The 17,217-nt window shown below is 55.4% G+C and carries 14 protein-coding genes; 9 read left to right on the top strand and 5 right to left on the bottom strand.

What is annotated here, in order from left to right:
- Positions 1-87 precede the first annotated feature (87 nt).
- The 7 genes from ACR0AO_RS14165 (at position 88) to ACR0AO_RS14135 (ending at position 6,645) form a co-directional block, all read left to right on the top strand.
- The gene (locus tag ACR0AO_RS14165) at positions 88-1,365 is read left to right on the top strand and encodes an ABC transporter substrate-binding protein (protein WP_480604627.1); all 1,278 of its coding nucleotides are present in this window, start codon (positions 88-90) and stop codon (positions 1,363-1,365) included.
- 59 nt (positions 1,366-1,424) lie between these two features.
- Positions 1,425-2,276: a branched-chain amino acid ABC transporter permease gene (locus ACR0AO_RS14160; RefSeq protein ID WP_480604625.1), complete on the top strand. Its 852-nt coding sequence runs from the start codon at positions 1,425-1,427 to the stop codon at positions 2,274-2,276.
- A 1-nt stretch (position 2,277) separates the two neighbouring features.
- Entirely contained in the window at positions 2,278-3,225 is a 948-nt protein-coding gene (locus ACR0AO_RS14155) for a branched-chain amino acid ABC transporter permease (RefSeq protein WP_480604623.1), read from the top strand.
- Positions 3,222-3,953, top strand: a complete 732-nt coding sequence (locus tag ACR0AO_RS14150; RefSeq protein ID WP_480604621.1) for an ABC transporter ATP-binding protein — start codon at positions 3,222-3,224, stop codon at positions 3,951-3,953. The genes ACR0AO_RS14155 and ACR0AO_RS14150 overlap by 4 nt, the downstream gene beginning before the upstream one ends.
- Positions 3,953-4,660, top strand: coding sequence for an ABC transporter ATP-binding protein (locus ACR0AO_RS14145; RefSeq protein WP_480604618.1), 708 nt, complete (start codon positions 3,953-3,955; stop codon positions 4,658-4,660). Before ACR0AO_RS14150 ends, ACR0AO_RS14145 begins: the two co-directional genes overlap by 1 nt.
- A 178-nt stretch (positions 4,661-4,838) precedes the next feature.
- Complete coding sequence (locus ACR0AO_RS14140; RefSeq protein WP_480604616.1) at positions 4,839-5,885, top strand: GSCFA domain-containing protein; 1,047 nt, start codon at positions 4,839-4,841, stop codon at positions 5,883-5,885.
- Positions 5,886-5,955: 70 nt separating this feature from the next.
- Positions 5,956-6,645, top strand: a complete 690-nt coding sequence (locus tag ACR0AO_RS14135) for a hypothetical protein (RefSeq protein ID WP_480604614.1) — start codon at positions 5,956-5,958, stop codon at positions 6,643-6,645.
- 169 nt (positions 6,646-6,814) lie between these two features.
- Here the strand turns inward: ACR0AO_RS14135 and ACR0AO_RS14130 are convergent, their stop codons facing one another.
- Positions 6,815-9,160 (bottom strand): oxidoreductase, encoded by a 2,346-nt coding sequence (locus tag ACR0AO_RS14130; RefSeq protein WP_480604612.1) that lies wholly within the window; start codon positions 9,158-9,160, stop codon positions 6,815-6,817.
- Positions 9,161-9,578: 418 nt separating this feature from the next.
- Between ACR0AO_RS14130 and ACR0AO_RS14125 the strand changes: the two genes are divergently transcribed.
- Together ACR0AO_RS14125 and ACR0AO_RS14120 are read left to right on the top strand one after the other, a co-directional pair.
- Complete coding sequence (locus tag ACR0AO_RS14125; RefSeq protein ID WP_480604610.1) at positions 9,579-10,223, top strand: GNAT family N-acetyltransferase; 645 nt, start codon at positions 9,579-9,581, stop codon at positions 10,221-10,223.
- A gap of 89 nt (positions 10,224-10,312) precedes the next feature.
- Entirely contained in the window at positions 10,313-12,082 is a 1,770-nt protein-coding gene (locus ACR0AO_RS14120; protein WP_480604608.1) for an adenylate/guanylate cyclase domain-containing protein, read from the top strand.
- Positions 12,083-12,118: 36 nt separating this feature from the next.
- On the opposite strand, the gene ACR0AO_RS14115 is transcribed toward ACR0AO_RS14120, so the two are convergent.
- From ACR0AO_RS14115 to ACR0AO_RS14100, 4 genes are read right to left on the bottom strand one after another with little or no spacing between them, the layout of a single operon-like run.
- The gene (locus ACR0AO_RS14115) at positions 12,119-13,141 is read right to left on the bottom strand and encodes a hypothetical protein (RefSeq protein WP_480604606.1); all 1,023 of its coding nucleotides are present in this window, start codon (positions 13,139-13,141) and stop codon (positions 12,119-12,121) included.
- Positions 13,142-13,151: 10 nt separating this feature from the next.
- Entirely contained in the window at positions 13,152-14,447 is a 1,296-nt protein-coding gene (locus tag ACR0AO_RS14110) for a gluzincin family metallopeptidase (protein ID WP_480604604.1), read from the bottom strand.
- Positions 14,448-14,481: 34 nt separating this feature from the next.
- Positions 14,482-15,813: a TfuA-like protein gene (locus ACR0AO_RS14105; protein WP_480604602.1), complete on the bottom strand. Its 1,332-nt coding sequence runs from the start codon at positions 15,811-15,813 to the stop codon at positions 14,482-14,484.
- Positions 15,813-17,015 carry a YcaO-like family protein gene (locus ACR0AO_RS14100; protein ID WP_480604600.1) on the bottom strand — a complete coding sequence of 401 codons (1,203 nt, stop codon included), beginning with the start codon at positions 17,013-17,015 and terminating at the stop codon, positions 15,813-15,815. Before ACR0AO_RS14100 ends, ACR0AO_RS14105 begins: the two co-directional genes overlap by 1 nt.
- Positions 17,016-17,217: the final 202 nt, after the last annotated feature.

Genomic DNA, 17,217 nt, shown 5'->3' with positions numbered 1-17,217 from the left:
TCCAAGAAAGGATTTGATCGGACTAAAGTTCTGTGTACTGTATACAGAATACAAACTCGGCAATCAGAGACACAGGGAGCTTTTCAGATGACAAAATCAGCGCTCATTGGCGGGGCATGCATCGCGCTCATGGCTTCGGCAGCCGTGGCCGAGATCAAAGTGGGATATATCGGGTCCCTTTCCTCGGATACCGGGCTTTCGACGCTGCGTGGCGCAGAGATGGCGATCGAGGAACTAAACGCGAATGGTGGTGTCAACGGGGAACAGATCACGCTTGTCTCGGCGGATACCGGCCAAGACCCGACCGAGGGAGTTCGGGCCTATGAATATCTGGCGGAAACCGAAGAGGTTGATTTCATCATATCGGGTTCGATCGATGACGTGTCGCTGGGGTGGCTGCCCCGAATGCAGGAATATCGCATCCCGACACTGGATACCTGGACGTCGTATATCGGTATTATTGATATGGTGGTCGAAGACCCCGAGGGCATGGCGCCCTATTTCATGAATATTGCCTCGGACGAGGCGCTGGCGACATTGTACATCAATTTTGGCGCGGACGTCCTGAAGGAAAAGATGGGCTGGAACTCGGTCGTCATTCTGGCCGAAGACACCGCTTTTGGCGAGGCCATCACCGGGCTCGTGACCGAAGCACTGGCCCCGGTTGCCGGCATCGAAGTCAAGGACATCATCACCTATGACGTTGCTACCGTTGACTTCGCCCCGATCTTCAGCAGGGCGCAGGATACGGGCGCTGACTTCATCTATCAGGTCTCGTCCGTGAATGCTCAGGTGATCTCGTCGCAATATGTGAAACTGCAGGTGCCGATGGCTATGACCGGTGTAAACGTGGCGGCACTTGGCATGGAATACTGGGACGACACCGGAGGAGCGGGCGGCGGTATCTCGACCCTGTCGCCAGTACCCTCTGTGGGCTTCAGACTGGACCCGGTAAGTCAGAAATTTGTGGACGAATACCAAGCGAAATATGACAGCCGCCCACTTTTGCCGCATTTCAATGGATTCAATGCCTATCACGGGTTGAAGCAGGCGATGGCCGCCGCGACAGAAGCCGGAGGTTTCGAAGATGTCGACGCCTGGGCCGCAGCGATGAAAAAACAGGATCTGGTGCTCGATATGGACGGTCAGCTTTGGCTGCGTTACGCGTTTTGGGGCGATGACGAAGTCGAACCGGTTACACAGCGCACCTATCCGCACAACGCGCGTTTTGACCTGTCGGAGCCGTTCGATGACGCGCAGCCATCGATGGTGGTTGTGCAGTGGTACGAAGACGGAACCGCGGCCGTTGTCTACCCCGACAAGTATGCGACGGGCGAGTTTACTCTTCCCAGCTGGATAAAATAGGCCCGCAGGGATAACCCGGCGTGCTTGCTTGAAGCGCGCCGGCAGCCAAAGGTTTCTTGATGCTGCAGATACTGATCCAGGGGCTTTTGCTCAGCGGCCTTTACGCGCTTATCGCAATGGGGTTCACGCTGATCTTCAGCATCGGCCGCGTACTGAACCTGGCTTACGGCGCGTACCTGATGGTCGGTGGCTACGTCTATTTCTGGATATCCCAAACCCTGGGAATGCCAAAGATCGTCGGCGTATTTATGGCGGCTGCACTGGGCGTCTTGATGGGTGTTCTGAAATTCCGGCTGATCGTCAAAACACTCAAGGGCAATCACGTGGCGATTGAAATCTCTACTCTCATCCTCGCCGTTGTCATACAGGCCGGGATTGTCCTGATCTTTGGCGACAGCAGTAAGATCCTGCTGCCCATCATTCCAGGCGTGATCAAAACTGCCGGGGCGTCAGTTACTTACAACATTCTGGCGGCCACTGTTATCAGTTGGGCGATCCTGATCGGCCTTTATCTGTTCGTGCGGCTCACTCATACAGGTCGCGCGATGCAGGCGGTGTCGATGGATGCCAAGGGCGCCGCTATCTCGGGAATCGACCCTGACCGTATCAACCTGATTACCTGGGGCATTTCGGGCGGATTGGGCGCCATCGGAGGCGTATTCTTTGCCAGCTATACGCAGCTGTCACCGTCAATGTGGGTGGCGCCGCTGATCATTTCGGTCGCCGTGGTCATCGTTGGGGGCATCGGCTCGATCATCGGGACGCTTATCGTTGCTCATATCGTCGGCTTCCTGGAGGTCATCGTGGTGGCCACCCTGGCACCCGAATTGCGAGGCGTATTCACCATGTTGCTGATCATCGGAGTTCTTGTGATGCGGCCACAGGGGCTTTTCGGGCGCGAGGAGATCTGAGATGGATCTGCGCTGGCATCACTTTGCGCTTTGGGCGGCCCTGATTGCCGGTATGGCGTTGCTGCCGCAAGTTGTCGGCAACGGCACCCTCAGAACTATGATTTTTGCTAACTATCTGGCGATATTCGCGATCAGCTGGGACGTTCTGTCAGGGCGAACCGGCTATGTGAGCTTTGGTCATCCTTTCCTGATCGGCATCGGAGCCTATACAACGGCAATCCTGACCAAGCGCTTCGATGTGGCGGTCGAGATTTCCATCCCGGTCGCGGTCCTGGTAACGATGGCGGCCGGGCTGATCGTTCTGCTCCCGGCGCTGCGGATACGCGGAAGCTATTTTGCGCTGGTGACGCTGGCGTTCATGGAATTGCTGTATCAGCTTGTACAGGTGATCCGGCCCGATCTCACCGGCGGCACACGTGGCATGTCGGGAATAAGAACACTGACACGGGGCGCCGCCAACGGGTATTTTTTATCGAGCGGGCTTATGCTTTCCGTTGCGATCAGCATGTGGCTGTTGATGAAGACCCGTTTGGGAACTGCCTTGGCCGCGATCGGCATGAACGAAGAAAGCGTGCGGGGGTCAGGCCTGAGCACGACAAGGCTCAAGGCGTTCGCGTTTCTTACCAGCGCATTTGTCGCCGGATTGGGCGGGGCCTTTTACGTCCACTACCTCGGGTCTCTGGCCCCGCGCGCATTGTTCGATATCAACTTCCTCTTCACAATTATCGTTGCTGCCCTGCTTGGCGGAACCTCGACGATCATAGGTCCCATGATCGGAGCCTTTTTCATGACATTCCTGCTGGAATATCTGCGACCTGTTCTGCCGGGAGCGGAACGGTATTTTGTCTACGGTGCTATCGCGCTGGTTCTCTACATGTATCAGCCAAAAGGATTGGTGGCGCTCTTCCAGCGCGCTGTTTCCGGCCTGAGAAACAGGAGCGCGCCGTGACCGTGGCTTTGGAAATCGCCGGTCTGGTCAAGACCTTTGGCGGCCTCAAGGCAACCAACGATCTTTCTTTTGCGGTGCAGCCGGGAGAGTCGCTGGGTCTGATCGGACCGAATGGCGCGGGAAAGACCACCGTATTCAGCCAGATCATGGGAGAACTTCGACAAAACAGCGGTACAATCAAATTGTTCGGTCAGGAAATATCCGCCCTTCCGACTTCGCGCCGTATCCGGGCTGGGGTCAGCCGCACCTATCAGATCCCACGCCCCTTCGGTGAAATGAATGTGGCCGAGAACATTCGCGTCGGTCTGATGCCGGACGATATCTGGCACATGATTTTTTCGCCGCCGGATAAGGCGCGCGAACGTGAAATTGCGCTGAGTGTGGGATTTTCGGAAGATGACCTAGCGCGAACGCCATCTGAACTGGCGATGGGTGATCTGCGCAAACTGGAAATGGCTCGAACAATGGCAACTGCCCCGAAAGTCATGCTGTTGGACGAGGTTTTTGCCGGATTGACCGTTGGCGAGATTGCACAGATATCGGACCTTATTCAATCCATGCGTAAGGACGGGATGACTTTTTTGATAGTCAGTCATGACCTGCCCGCGCTGGAGCCGCTGATCGACCGCGCCATTGCAATCGATCGTGGCACGATGATCGCCGAAGGGTCGTTTTCGGATGTAATGAACGACAAGGCGGTCCAAGCCTCATATATTGGGGGCGCTTGATGTCGTTTCTCGAAATCGATGCCCTGTCCGCATTCTACGGTAAAGCGCAAGCGCTGACCGATATTTCGATTGCCGTAGAGCCGGGAGAAATTGTCGCTGTGATCGGGCCGAACGGTGCGGGCAAGTCAACCCTGCTTGACAGCATCATGGGGTTGGTCAAGACCGATGGGGACATACGGCTCAAAGGCGAAACGCTGATTGGGCGGTCTTCGTCGGAAATTGTGCGCCGGGGCGTTGGGTATGCGCCCGAGCGGTTCAATTTGTTTCCCTATATGTCCGTTCGAGACAACCTGATGGTTGGCGCCTACACCGCACGCGAAGATGTGGAACGCAACCTCGAATTGGTGCACAAACTTTTTCCGCGCCTCGAAGAACGAGAGGGGCAGGAGACCTCTACACAATCAGGCGGTGAGCGGCAGATGGTGTCGTTCGGTCGTGCCCTGATGACCAGCCCCGAGCTTTTGCTCGTTGACGAGCCGACAATAGGGCTCGCCCCGAAAATCTGTCACGAAATTGCGGAAGTTCTGCGCAGACTAAACCGGGAATTCGGGTTGACGGTCGTCATAACCGAGCAAAACGCAAATTTCGCGTTATCGCTGGCAAGTCGAATCTACATCCTCGAATCCGGACGCATGCAAATATCCGGCACAGCGGACGAATTACGAAACGATCCGAGATTGCTGGAAGCCTATTTCGGGCATCACTGAATCCGGCGAAATGCGATCAAGGGCGTTCCTGCAGCGGCCCTCTGAAGGCGCCTGTTTGCCATCCTTGTCCCGCCTCGGCAAATTCCCCGATCTCGAGTGCGAACTGCCAACTGGAGAACCTCGTCGAGATGGTGTATCGAACAACCGGCAGAATTGTTGCAGGCGAGGCAGTTCCGACATGAACCACCCCTATGTGAACCTTGAGAGCAAGGCCCATTGGCGGACCGCAGTGACAGAGCATTCGCCCTTTTCGATCAAGGATCTCTGGGCACCCAAGTTCGAGATTTCATCCGTTACCGGTATTGCAACGGCAGGCTCCTGTTTTGCGCAGCACTTTAGCAGAGCGCTGATCCGGCGTGACTATAACTGGATCAACGAAGAACCTGCCCCCGGCGGGCTGCCTGAAAACCGGCATGCTGACTATCACTTTGGGACCTTCAGCTTCAGAACCGGCAACATCTACACGTGCCGGATGTTGTGGCAATGGATGGAATGGGCCACCGAAGCCAGCACAATTCCGAGACTCTACTGGACAAAAGACGGGCGGGTTTACGACCCGTTTCGACCAGGTATCGAACCCAATGGATTTGCAGATACGACAGAGGTCGATCATTCTCGCGCCGCCACCCTCGCCGCCATCCGGCGGGCGCTTGCGAACGCGGATGTTTTTGTTTTCACGATGGGTCTGACCGAAGCCTGGCGGCACAAAGAAAGCGGCGTCGAATTTGCAATCTGCCCGGGCACTGTCGCAGGACAGTTCGATACGGATCAGCATCAGTTTGTGAACGCATCCAGCGCCGACATCAAAGCCGATCTTGAGGCCGCAATATGTCTCATGCGCGGTCTGAATCCAGAACTAAAGTTCCTGATCACTGTTTCGCCTGTCCCGCTGGTGGCCACGGCCGGTGGCGAACACGTTCTGACCGCAACCATGCTTTCGAAATCCGTATTGCGCACGGTCGCCGGCGAAGTCAGCCATTCGGACGATCGCATCGACTATTTTCCCTCGTATGAAGTAATTGCTCATCCATTTTTCCGCGGCATGTTTTATGGCCCGGACCAGCGCAGCGTCGAACCGTATGGCGTTGATTTCGTAATGAAACAGTTCTTTGATGCGCAACACTCCGCATATGGCGCGACCAGGACAACCAGGAAGCGTGTTGCATTCCAAGCTGCGGAAGAACTGAGATGCGAAGAGGAAATCCTGAATGCCTTCGTCAAGTGACGGGCCAATCCGGCTGTGCGTTTTCGGAGATAGCCATTATGCGGCTGTTCGTCAGGCTTGCAACGAGAGCATGGTCGATCTGACCGGATTCGATGTGGAATTCTGGGGGCACACAGGTGGGCGGTTCAGAAATCTGAAATGGCAAAACGACCGGATCGAACCCGCCGATGAATACACGGCCCGGCGCTTTGCGAAATTCAATGAAAACAATCGGACCTGTCTGGAGTCGAAGGACTTTGACGTTCTTTTTTTTGTAGGATGTCGTTTGACGACTTCGTTTCATTTTGCACAGCTCCTGCATGAGTTGCGTCAACCGGACCAGTTCATGTCATCCCAACTGCGGCTGGAGGTGGTGCGGCATCATCTGTTTCGTGAACCGACTTATCTGTTTGCGCGTCAATACGCGGCTTTGGGGCATGCAAGAGTTATTTTTGCGCCAACTTCATTCGATACGGCTGGTATGGAGACCGCCTATCATGCCGAATTCTCCGGCGCCTACACGGTCACAGCCGAGGAGCGGAATGCAATTTGGGACTTGTGGGCGCAAAACATGGCGCTGGATGATATCTGTTTGCTTCCACAGCCCGATGACACAGTGACAGAAGGGTGCCTGACCTTGCCCGAATACGCTTCGGACAATCATATCGAGCGCAATGATAATACGCACAAGAACGCCGCCTATGGCGCGAAAATTCTGCAACGCGCGATCGAATTGGCGTCGGGTTTTCAATACCCCGCCATTCCGGCAGCCCTGATGTAACGCGAACCGCCCGGCAGCTTTCAACGATGATTTCCATTCGATCAGAGCTTGCGCACAACCCTTAGAGTACCGTTGCCCAAACCCAGCACCCGTGCGACCTCGCGAACAATGCTGGAGTCGGAAAACTCCTACCAACTCAAAAAGGATCGAATGGATACCCTTTTCAAGTCTAGCGAATGTGGCGGCCCGGCGCCGCTTTCCGCTGCAATTCCAGCATTTTGTCGCGGCTTTTTTCTGCTTCGCGAAAGGCTTGCGCGCCGCCGCTCAGATATTGATTTGACCAGGTGTGATCATTCCGCGCCCCGTACCAGGCTGCGGCCTGATGTGCGAAGTACGGGTTCCACAGGTGAGGCCGACCCAGAGCGACCAAATCGGCGCGGCGTGTGTGCAGGATCGTATTGACTTGCGCGGCTTCTGTTATGGCTCCGACTGCCATTGTCGCGATCTTAGGCACGTTGCGCACAGCTTCGGCCAGATGGGTCTGGAACATGCGGCCATACACCGGCTGTTGGTCGGGAACGGTCTGACCTGCCGAAACGTCGATCAGATCACAGCCCGCGTTGCGGAATGCCTCGGCGATTGCGATAAGATCGGCTTCGGTCAGTCCTCCGTCCTTCCAATCGCTGCCGGACACCCGCACCGACATCGGCCTGTCGCCTGGCCATGCGGCCCTCATCGCAGTGAATATCTCCAACGGATAGCGCAACCGGTTCTCGAGAGATCCACCATATTCATCATTGCGCCTGTTGGTCAGTGGTGAAAGGAACGAAGCCAAAAGATAGCCGTGCGCACAATGCAGTTCCAGCATGTCGAACCCGGCACGCGCTGCGCGCTCCGTGGCCTGTACGAAATCCGCCTTGATCCGGTCCATGAGTGGACGGCCCAATTCTGCTGGAATCTGACTTTCACCTTCGAACCACGGCAGGGGAGAGGCGGAAACCAATGGCCAATTTGCGTCTTGGTCCGAAATCGGATGATCCGCCTTTTGCCAGCCCAGTTGCGTTGAACCCTTGCGCCCTGCATGACCAAGCTGCATTGCCACTTTCGCAGCTGAGTTTGCATGGATGAAATCTACGATACCTTTCCAGTTCGCTTCGTGTTCGTCCGTCCACATACCCGGACACCCCTGGGAGATACGCGCATCGGCTGAAGGGCAGGTCATTTCGGTGAAGAGCAGGCCCATTCCCCCCATCGCATGGCTGCAATAGTGCACCTTGTGCCATTCCGTCGGATTGCCATCCATATCTGCCGAGTACTGAGCCATCGGGGACATCACGACACGATTTGTCAGTTCCATGCCGCGAAGTTTGAATTTGGAAAACATGGGGGTAGGGCGGGATTTACTCAGATCTTCTCCGCTTTCGCGCAGATGGCGTGCATACCATTCATCGTCAGCCTTGCGAACGAATTCCGCATCCCGGACGATCAGATTGTCATAGGTGATCGATTTGGCACGGCACATGACCACCATCGCAAACTGATATGGGTCCATATCCCACGATCGACCCATGTGTTCGAACCAGGCGAGCGAGACATCGGCGTTGTGTTGGATAATCTGGCAGGGCGTGCGTCGCGCGTCGTCATATGCCTTAAATGCCGTTTGCACATCCGTTTCGGCATGTTCGATCAGCGCATCCGAAAGCGCAATTGCGCACTCCATCGCCAGTTTGGTTCCTGAACCGATCGAGAAATGCGCACTGGCCTTGGCGTCGCCCAGGATGACGATGTTGTCTACAAACCAGTTTTCGCAGAAAATTCGGGGAAAATTGCGCCAATTCGATCGATTCAACAACAGAGGGTGGCCCTGCAGTTCATTGGCGAAGGTCCGTTCCAATTTGGCTTTGGAACCTTCCTCGTCGAACTCCTCGAACCCGTGCCCCTGCCATGTCGCCTCATCCATTTCGAACACCCAGGTCGAATGGTTTTTTTCATACTGATAACAATGAGCAACCATGTGTCCGTGCTCGGTTTCACGAAAAAAGTAGTTGAACTCGTCCATTGGCCGGGTCGAACCCATCCAGCAAAAGCGATTGGATTTCCACGTTGTCGTCGGTTCGAAGCTGTCTTTGTAATGTTCACGTAGCGCCGAGTTGATGCCGTCACTGGCAACGATCACATCAGAGTCGGGAAATCGAGCTTTCAATTCGGCCGGGTCGATTTCAGCGCCATAGGTAATTTCGACACCCAGTTCAGAGCATCGTTCCTGAAGGATGCGCAGTAGTGTGTGCCGGGAGGTACCGCAAAATCCGTTCCCGCCACATCGCATTTCATTTCCTTTGAAATGAATTGCCACATCGTCCCAATAGGCGAATTCATCACGAATACGCTCGAAAACCACCTTGTCCCGGCTAAGGAATTCGTCCAGCGTTTCGTCCGAGAACACCACCCCAAAGCCGAATGTGTCTGCGGCTTGATTGCGTTCAAATACTTCGATTTCCCAATCAGGCCGGGCTTTTTTGGTCAACAGCGCGGTGTAGAGCCCGCCAGGCCCGCCGCCAACGATTGTGATTTTCATCGCAGTTTCCCCCTCCGATTTAGTGCACCCGGGTAGAGCCACTTCCAATATGGGTTTCAATTCATTCTAGCATGAAACTTTCATGCTTAAAGTAAATTTGTTGATGTTTCCTCATATAGCCTGCACTGGGCGAAACGGATGGTGGGCATCCCGCCGCCTATGCCATCGAAACTGTTTGTCAGGGAATTCGGTGGCCCGGTTCCAGATCGCTGCAAAAGTCAAACAGCACTCTGCTCCGGACATGCCGCCGTTCAATCAGCTTCGGCGAAGAAGGAACTGTGGCCATGGAAAAATGTACGACACTGATTTTAACGATACAACTCTGTGAAATATGATACAGTCCAAGCACATTTTTTCATCCATGCTGTAATCGAGACAGTGTTTTTCCGAACCTGACAACAAATAAAGGAACCTGTTTATGTCAGATTCCCATTCAATTCAGTTTTCGCTTCGCCCTATTGAGAAAAGCGACCTGACAGTTGTGGCGAGGTGGTATCAGGATGTCGAAGATCTTGCCGCATTCGACCGGACCGGTCGAGTTCCGCTCAACGTTGCGGCGACCGAGAAAGAATGGGAGACGGCCATTGGGTCGATGACCGAAAATGGCAGATGTTGGTTCGCCGTCGAAGCTGAAGACTCCGAAGTCGTGGGTATCGTCGGCCTGGAGGGAGTGTCTTCGATAAACCGGGACGGGGTCATCGCTTTGTTTATCGACCGGTCGGTACGCAGAAAGGGTGTCGGATTGCGGTCTGTGGCACTGGTTCTGGATCTTGCATTTCGCCAGCTTGGACTAAATCGTGTCACATCATTTTATCGCGCCGACAACCAGCGAAGCCAGGCATTGATCACACGGGCCGGCTTTGAGATTGAAGGCAAGATGCGCCAGGCATGGTTCAACGACGGGCAATATTCGGATATGATTGTTGTTGGGCTTTTGAAGACGGACTGGGAGTCACGCCGTCAAGAACTGGCCCGGGTGCTGGACCCGGAAACGACCGTCGCCTTCGGAAGAACGAATTCGTCCAATTGGCGCTGGCCTCCAAAAGACTGTGAAGCGCGATAGGGGAACAAAATGCAAGCGATCCAGTTGATACTTTCCGGATGATAGCCTGATTGCCAGTGTTTCCCGTGGGGCGAGTGGAGTAGAAAAGTTTGACTATTCATAAAGATAATCCAACTTTCCAGCATAAACTCGGTGCTGTCCTGTTTGCCGATGTTGTTGGCTATACCCGGCTGATGGGCAAGAACGAGATTGACACTTACAGCGCTTTGCGAACGTTGCTGGAACAGCTTGAAACCGCATGCAACAGATATGATGGCCGTGTGGTTGAGGTGCGTGGCGATGGAATTCTGGCCATGTTCGACACTGCAACCAATGCAGTTCGGTTCGGAATTGAACTACACCGCATCGCAGAACGCGCGAATTCGTCTGCCCTTGAAGACCGGAAAATCCGGTTCCGTGCAGGAATTCACATGGGCGAAATATTATTGGATGATCGTGGAATTCACGGCGACAACGTCAATATAGCGGCACGTTTGCAGGAGGTCGCCGAGCCGGGACGCGTCTTTATCAGTTCGGCCGTGTACGAGCAAATTCGCAACCGGTTGCGGTACGGCTATGAATTTCTTGGGGCGAAGACTCTCAAGAACATCATGGACCCTGTGCAGACCTATTGCGTGCGCAGCGAAGTCGAAGGAGTCACCCTTGCCGCCACGGTGCGGCCGAAAATCAAGAAAGCAGATCGTGAACGCCCCAACATTCCGTCCGTCGCTGTTCTGCCCTTTGTCAGTTTGGGCGGAGATCAGACCGACAGCTGGTTCGCGGAGGGGCTGACCGATGACATCATCCTGAACCTTTCAAAATTCAAGAACCTGTTTGTCATCGCCCGGAACTCGACCTTCTTTTTCAAGGCCCAGGCAATGTCGCCTCAGATGGCCGCCCGCGAACTAGGCGTTCGCTACGTTGCGCGCGGCAATGTAAGAAGGGCAGGGAGCCGGCTGCGGATTACAGTCGAATTGATCGACGCGGACAGCGACCAGACGATCTGGGGTGAACGCTATGACCGGGAGATCGAGGATGTATTCGCGATCCAGGATGAGGTTACTGAATCCATCGTCGCGGCTACGGCCGTTCTAATCGAGGCGCAAGAGAGGCAGCGAATGGTGCAATCCGTCCCGTCCGACCTTGCTGCTTATGGCTTTGTCCTGCGCGGGCAACAGCACATTTTCAAGTATACCCGTTGGGACAATCACGAAGCTCAGGTGCTGTACGAACGCGCGTTGGAGCGGGATAGCAAATATGCCCGGGCTTCGGCCGCGCTTTCGCGAACCCTCAATATCGATTGGCGTTATTCATGGAGCCTAGACGAGGACCATGCCCTTGATACGGCACTGTCATTTGCGCAAAGGGCGGTTGAACTTGACCCGACGGATGCGCGCGGCTTTGGTGAACTGGGTTTCGTTCATCTCTATCGGAAAGAGCATGATGCCGCGATTGGGGCATATCGTCGGGCATTGACGCTGAATCCTAATGACGCGGATCTATTGTCGGATTTCGCTGACACGCTGGCCCATTCGGGGGAAAACGAAGCCGCGATCGAGAATTTGCAACGCGCGATGCGGCTGAATCCATATTTCCCAGATCAATACCTTTGGCATTTGGGTGGGGCGTATTTCAACCTTAAGCAATATGACAAGGTCATTGATTCAGTGACGCGGATGAACAACCCCACAGAAGGGCAAAGAATGTTGGCGGCCAGCTATGCGCAACTGGGGCAAATGGATCTGGCACGGTCCATCGCCCAGAAGCACAAAGAGGCGCATCCAAATTTCTCACTGGGTCATTGGGCGAAGGTTCAGCCCGACAAGTTGACCGATGATACCGAGCATTTCGTCGACGGTCTGAAGAAGGCCGGATTCTGAGAGTTCTGCCAATGCATAAGGTGGATTAACCGTCGCTCAGTCACCCGATCCGCGCGCCTTAGCGCCGCTGACCTTGGCCCCGCTGACCTTTGCGCCACTGACTTTGGCCCCACTTACCTTGGCCCCACTGACTTTTGCACCGCTGACCTTGGCCCCGCTAATGGCTGGGCTGTCGAAGCCGAAATAGATATCAAGCAAAACCTGTTCGAACATGCCGGTCATGACATCCATGCGGATGGTGTAATCGGCTTTGTCGTAGTTCCAAACACGTATGTCATTTGAGATTTGGTAGTCAGCTGACGCCACGCCACTTATCGAAGGATTTTGGGGAGCCCGTGAAGCCAGACTTCCTGGAGCGTTTTTCTCTGCCCCTACCTCATTCACGGCTACTCCGTCGCCATGCACTAGAAAAACAGTCGGCTCGGGAAGTTCATAATAGGTGCCTTCGTAAGCGAAACCATAAATTCGTGCAAATTGCGCGTCCAGATCGAACTGGCTGTCGAGCAAGTTGTTCCGACCGCGGCCCCGCGCACGCAATGCGCCTTCCTTGAAAATCTGCTTCGGGGGCGTTTGCTTTTGTGTCCAGAAAGTATCGCCGAACTCATCGCCTTCAAGAACCGCAACCTTAGCATCCTTTAACACGGTTTGCCGGTTCTCCAGTTTTTTCTTTCCCCCACCGGCGTCGGCTACCTTGTAGATCCCATTCTGATTTGCATTGTTGCATCGCACCAGAACGAAATCATCATCTGCAATGGCAATACCATCGATACTTAGGTCTACATCATTGAAATTAACAACTTTTTCAGTGGTGGCGAGGCGAACCGTTTCATCAATTCCCTTCTTTGGAATCTGCAGGTCGTCGACAGCACGCCCAAACAACAACACTTCCGAAAAACTTAACAATGACTCGGTCACAACAATTTCCCCCTGTGGCTGTTCCGGAGGCGACGAAGGATTCGCCGACTTCTCCACGTGTTGACATGCGAGTGCGCAAGTCGAAAATTTTGAACAAATTGATTGTTTCCAAAATGCCATAAATTGACTGAAAAACAAAGCCATTTGCCACTTCTTAACCCGGGATCCGCGTGCGAACCGAAACAGCGTGGCTGGTGTCATCGGGGTTGGCAAGGCGTGGCCCGGCTTTCACCAGGCCGATATCGCGCATGCGGAAGTTGCCCTCGATGATCTGCCGGAACGCGCCGCCGGTGATTTCCTGATCGACGATGAGCAGCGCTTTTTCGACCCCGAAATAGCTCAGCATGTCGGCGTCCAGCATGCTCCAGGCGTCGGCAAGGTAAGACCCCAGGAAATCGCGCGCCTCAAGCAATGAAATGCGGAACCCTTCGGGATTCATGGCGTAGCGCTCGTCAAAGATGGATTGCATGACATCCACGTAGTCGGGTGATCCTTCCAACCGGTCCGACAGATCCTCGATTTCGGGCGAAATCAGGCCGTGGAGCAGCAGCCGCTCGTGGAAGATATCAACCAGAATGTCGAACATGGCTCCTGTCAGTGGTTGCGACAGGGCGTGTTCGCTGGACCATCCATCCGCGAATTCGGAAAGCACCGAGCCGTTCGCCGCCATCCGGATCTGGGCGTTTTCGGACAGTTCGGCGAACCTGTTCAGGCGGTTGAACGTATAAAGGTTGCCATGTGTGTTCTTGAGTAGCGCGTCGACCACCGAACCAAAATGCAATGAGGCCAAAAGGGCAATGAGGTCGGCGGCGGATTCGTGGAACCCATAGTATTCGCCGGGCGCATGTTCGTCAGTGGGCAAGCCGACCACGCTGTAGATAATGGCATGTCCGATCTCGTGCGCCACGACATCGAAATTCAGGCTGTAGGGCCGGTATTCGTCGCCGTGTTCGAACGTCCCGCCGGTTTCCAGGAAACCCCAGCCGATATGGGCATTGTCGAGACTGGGCAGGAGTGAAAGTTCGAGCCGGTCAAAATCCTGTCCGAAATGCCACGGGATGGGATGCCCGAAATATCCTTCCCACACGTCCATCGTGAAATGTGCGGAACCGAACAGATGCGTCGCCTCGAACGCCGGGTTTGACGGGGTGATATGGATAAAGTTCCCGAACTCGTCCGGTATCGGTGGCGGCTGGATGAACCCATCCCAGGGCGGCAGATACATGCCAGGCCCATTCGGGCCGGGAACGATAGCCCCATATGGTGTGGTCTTTCCCACCGGGTTGACGGCGTACATTCGAGGCCCGGACGGCCCTGGACCAATTGTGCCGGGAGGGGCGGAAATTTCGACCAGCTCAAGCTCGGCTTTGCTGTCAAGAAATGGGGATTGAGGATACAGGAGGAACCGGGTTCCGGGCGCTTCTTCTGTCGAATTGAATGGCCTGTCCATGAATCCCTCCGCATTGCGTCAAATGACTTTGCGTCTAATCCCGGGTTTGTTCTCCGCCCTCGGCCCGGTCATTGCATCTGGCCCGGTACTGAAACTCCCGTTCGACTATATCATGAAACGCGGCCCTATCAGCGACACCAATTGTTTTGATGTAGGTGTCGAGATTTTCGGGAACCGTCTGGTCCAGCAGAGTTTCGAAATACCATATCATCAGGCGCGTACGATCGGGCGAGGTGAAAGATCCACTCGGCTGAACGATTTGAGCCTTCGCACGGGCGCGCTCTTTCAGCTCGGAATATTCTCCGGACCAACGCAACTCGTTCAAAATATAGCGTTCCAACCGCATCGGGTCAGCATCGGTGAGGGCCCGAACCAAAACGGTTTCGGTCAGCATGGCCTCGTACCCGGCCTCATCCAGATCGTTTTCATTCAGCCAGCCAAGCATGTGCGCCTTGTGCGACAACCCCAAGCGGGTCCGATGCTGGGACATCACGTCAACAAGCCATCGCCGATCGATTGATGGTTTTGCGCCCACAGGTTCCTGCGCAAGCATCCTCAGCATGGCACGGTCACGGACAAGCGCAAAGCGGAAGGGATCGAGGCGCAGTTCATCAAGTAGCCGCTCTGTCGGTGTGTCCGGCTCCGAAAGTTCCGCGTCGATCCGGCGTGTCAGACTTTGCCAGACAAGCGTACGCTCCAGTTTAGGCTTGGATTTCGGAGGGGCATGATCTTCGGTCATATGAAGCGCCATTGCATTCAGCATTTCACGGGCATCTTCGGCTTTTGCATCTTTACGCCCATGAGGCAGCCATTCGGCAAATCCAGTCACCAGTGCCCCGTTCACCCGGTCAAGGATACCCGGCCAGTTCCGGTCCCGATAATTCAGCGCCTTTGCCGCCGCGACTAGAGCCTCCGCTGCCTTCGGTGTAATAATACCTTCTGTTCGCGCCTGCTCGGCGGTCGCCCGGATCGACACCATGGGCTCGCTCAGCGGCGCGTATCCAAGTTCGCCCGGACCATGCAGCACCGCCACCTCGTCATCGTCCCGGATGACACCGGATCGATAAGCCTCGAATATCCGGCCCACGCCGATCATTCCGTACCCGTCCAGTTCGGCGGCACGCAACGCGCCCATGCTGGCGCTGCCATAGACCGGGATGCCCTGTTCCAATGCCCAAAGAATTTCCTTATGCCAGACCGATGGGACGCCTTCGAAATATCCGTCTATGATGCCGATGGCCCGGGGTCGCCCACGGGCGACCCGGTAAACGTCGCCTTGTCCAACCGGTGGCAGTATTTCGGCGTCCAGAATGTTGCACACTTCATCCGCCGTCAGGGTCGGGCCGACAAAGATCGCCGCACGCATCAGACTGCTGCCTTGACGCGCCGCACGCGCGGGCCCGGAATGAAATCGGGATCGTCATGCGGGGCTTCTAGACCCGGAATTACCACGCGTACGACCGCGATTCCAAACTCGGGACGCGACAGGTCGACGGTTGCAACCTGCTCGACTCCGGCGCCGGCCAGGCGTTCAAGCAGCCAGGACAGGTCTTCGTCGAAAGTGGCCGTGACATGTGTAGGGCAATCCTGAAAACGGGCCATAGGGTTTGATCCCGCAATCAGGTCGCGCACGTATCGAGCCTTGGCCGCAAGGGCGGATGAGGTAAATTCCGTTGGCTCCAGATCGTCGCGTGCGCCCGAGATGTAGGTCAGGCGGGTCTGCGCCGCCTCGGTCACCGCCCTGAGCAGCGCAATGTTGCGATCCGGGTGGCAACCGTCACCAAGGCCGATGTGACCAGGAGCCTCGCCTGCCTCGCAAATGGCGCATCGAAAACTGGCGACACCGATATCGGACGTGGTTTGCCATATCCCCACATCCAGTCCGGCATCTTCAAACCGTCCCAAAGCGTCGGTACAGCGTGGATCGTCGATTGTCGCCGGGTCGATCCTGTCCGGACACTCTCGGAAATGCCAAAGCGTCGTGGCATCTCTTTCGATCACCTCGCAAATCGCATGGCATGTGGCCTCGCCGAGGTCATTGCCCGAAGCCAATCCGTTGGTGGTGCGCGGAAACATTCCGTGGCCACCGTTGGGCAACTCGGTATAGTCCGTATCGACCATTTCCGCAGGCAGCCAACAGGGCGCACCTCCGATCAGATCGGTGCCCTCGATCCACAGAATTTTGCGTTGCGGGTCGAATTCGCATCCGATCACTTTCGGCAAGCGCTCCGCATCTGCTACCGGCACTGTCGCCGCCATATCGGCATAGCTTGCGTAACGAACGGGCCGGTCGACCCTTTCGGCATGCCATGTCTCAATAGCCTCCATCACACCTGACACTTCGGCGGCAATCAGTGACAACCCCTTGCCCAACGCCACCGCGACCGAGCGAGAATTTGGGCGGGTCACCATCACCGTCGGAAGGCCGATACGATCAAGTCCGGTCAGATTTGCGATGCGGGTAATGCCCATTTCAGCAAGAAAGGGGCGGACCCGGGCCAGCGTTTGCGCCGGATCGCGCAGGCGATGAGTGTCGACGAGATATCGCTTTCGCGATCCAGAGAGCATCAAGAAAGACCAGACTTAAACGCAATAGTTTGGCCGGCCGGAACCGGCCGGAGCAGACAACTGACATCAAGAATGGTCGATCCGGTTTGCCCGGTCAACAACTCCGCACACAAAGCTTTTGAGGTTGGCGACGTTGTGGAATGCTTTGAGTTGGCTGTATCCCATTTGTTTTTCTCTGTTTGGTGTATAGGTTTGGTTTATT

It is taken from the genome of Ruegeria sp. AF8, assembly GCF_056541825.1.
The sequence above is the reverse complement of the archived record's forward strand: the minus strand, read 5'-3'. Positions and strand labels throughout refer to the sequence as shown.

Coding starts and splice junctions, on each gene's coding strand:
- ACR0AO_RS14165 (WP_480604627.1), top strand. CDS start 88: ATGACAAAATCAGCGCTCATTGGCGGGGCATGCATCGCGCTCATGGCT.
- ACR0AO_RS14160 (WP_480604625.1), top strand. CDS start 1,425: ATGCTGCAGATACTGATCCAGGGGCTTTTGCTCAGCGGCCTTTACGCG.
- ACR0AO_RS14155 (WP_480604623.1), top strand. CDS start 2,278: ATGGATCTGCGCTGGCATCACTTTGCGCTTTGGGCGGCCCTGATTGCC.
- ACR0AO_RS14145 (WP_480604618.1), top strand. CDS start 3,953: ATGTCGTTTCTCGAAATCGATGCCCTGTCCGCATTCTACGGTAAAGCG.
- ACR0AO_RS14140 (WP_480604616.1), top strand. CDS start 4,839: ATGAACCACCCCTATGTGAACCTTGAGAGCAAGGCCCATTGGCGGACC.
- ACR0AO_RS14135 (WP_480604614.1), top strand. CDS start 5,956: ATGGTCGATCTGACCGGATTCGATGTGGAATTCTGGGGGCACACAGGT.
- ACR0AO_RS14130 (WP_480604612.1), bottom strand. CDS start 9,160: ATGAAAATCACAATCGTTGGCGGCGGGCCTGGCGGGCTCTACACCGCG.
- ACR0AO_RS14125 (WP_480604610.1), top strand. CDS start 9,579: ATGTCAGATTCCCATTCAATTCAGTTTTCGCTTCGCCCTATTGAGAAA.
- ACR0AO_RS14115 (WP_480604606.1), bottom strand. CDS start 13,141: ATGGCTTTGTTTTTCAGTCAATTTATGGCATTTTGGAAACAATCAATT.
- ACR0AO_RS14110 (WP_480604604.1), bottom strand. CDS start 14,447: ATGGACAGGCCATTCAATTCGACAGAAGAAGCGCCCGGAACCCGGTTC.
- ACR0AO_RS14105 (WP_480604602.1), bottom strand. CDS start 15,813: ATGCGTGCGGCGATCTTTGTCGGCCCGACCCTGACGGCGGATGAAGTG.
- ACR0AO_RS14100 (WP_480604600.1), bottom strand. CDS start 17,015: ATGCTCTCTGGATCGCGAAAGCGATATCTCGTCGACACTCATCGCCTG.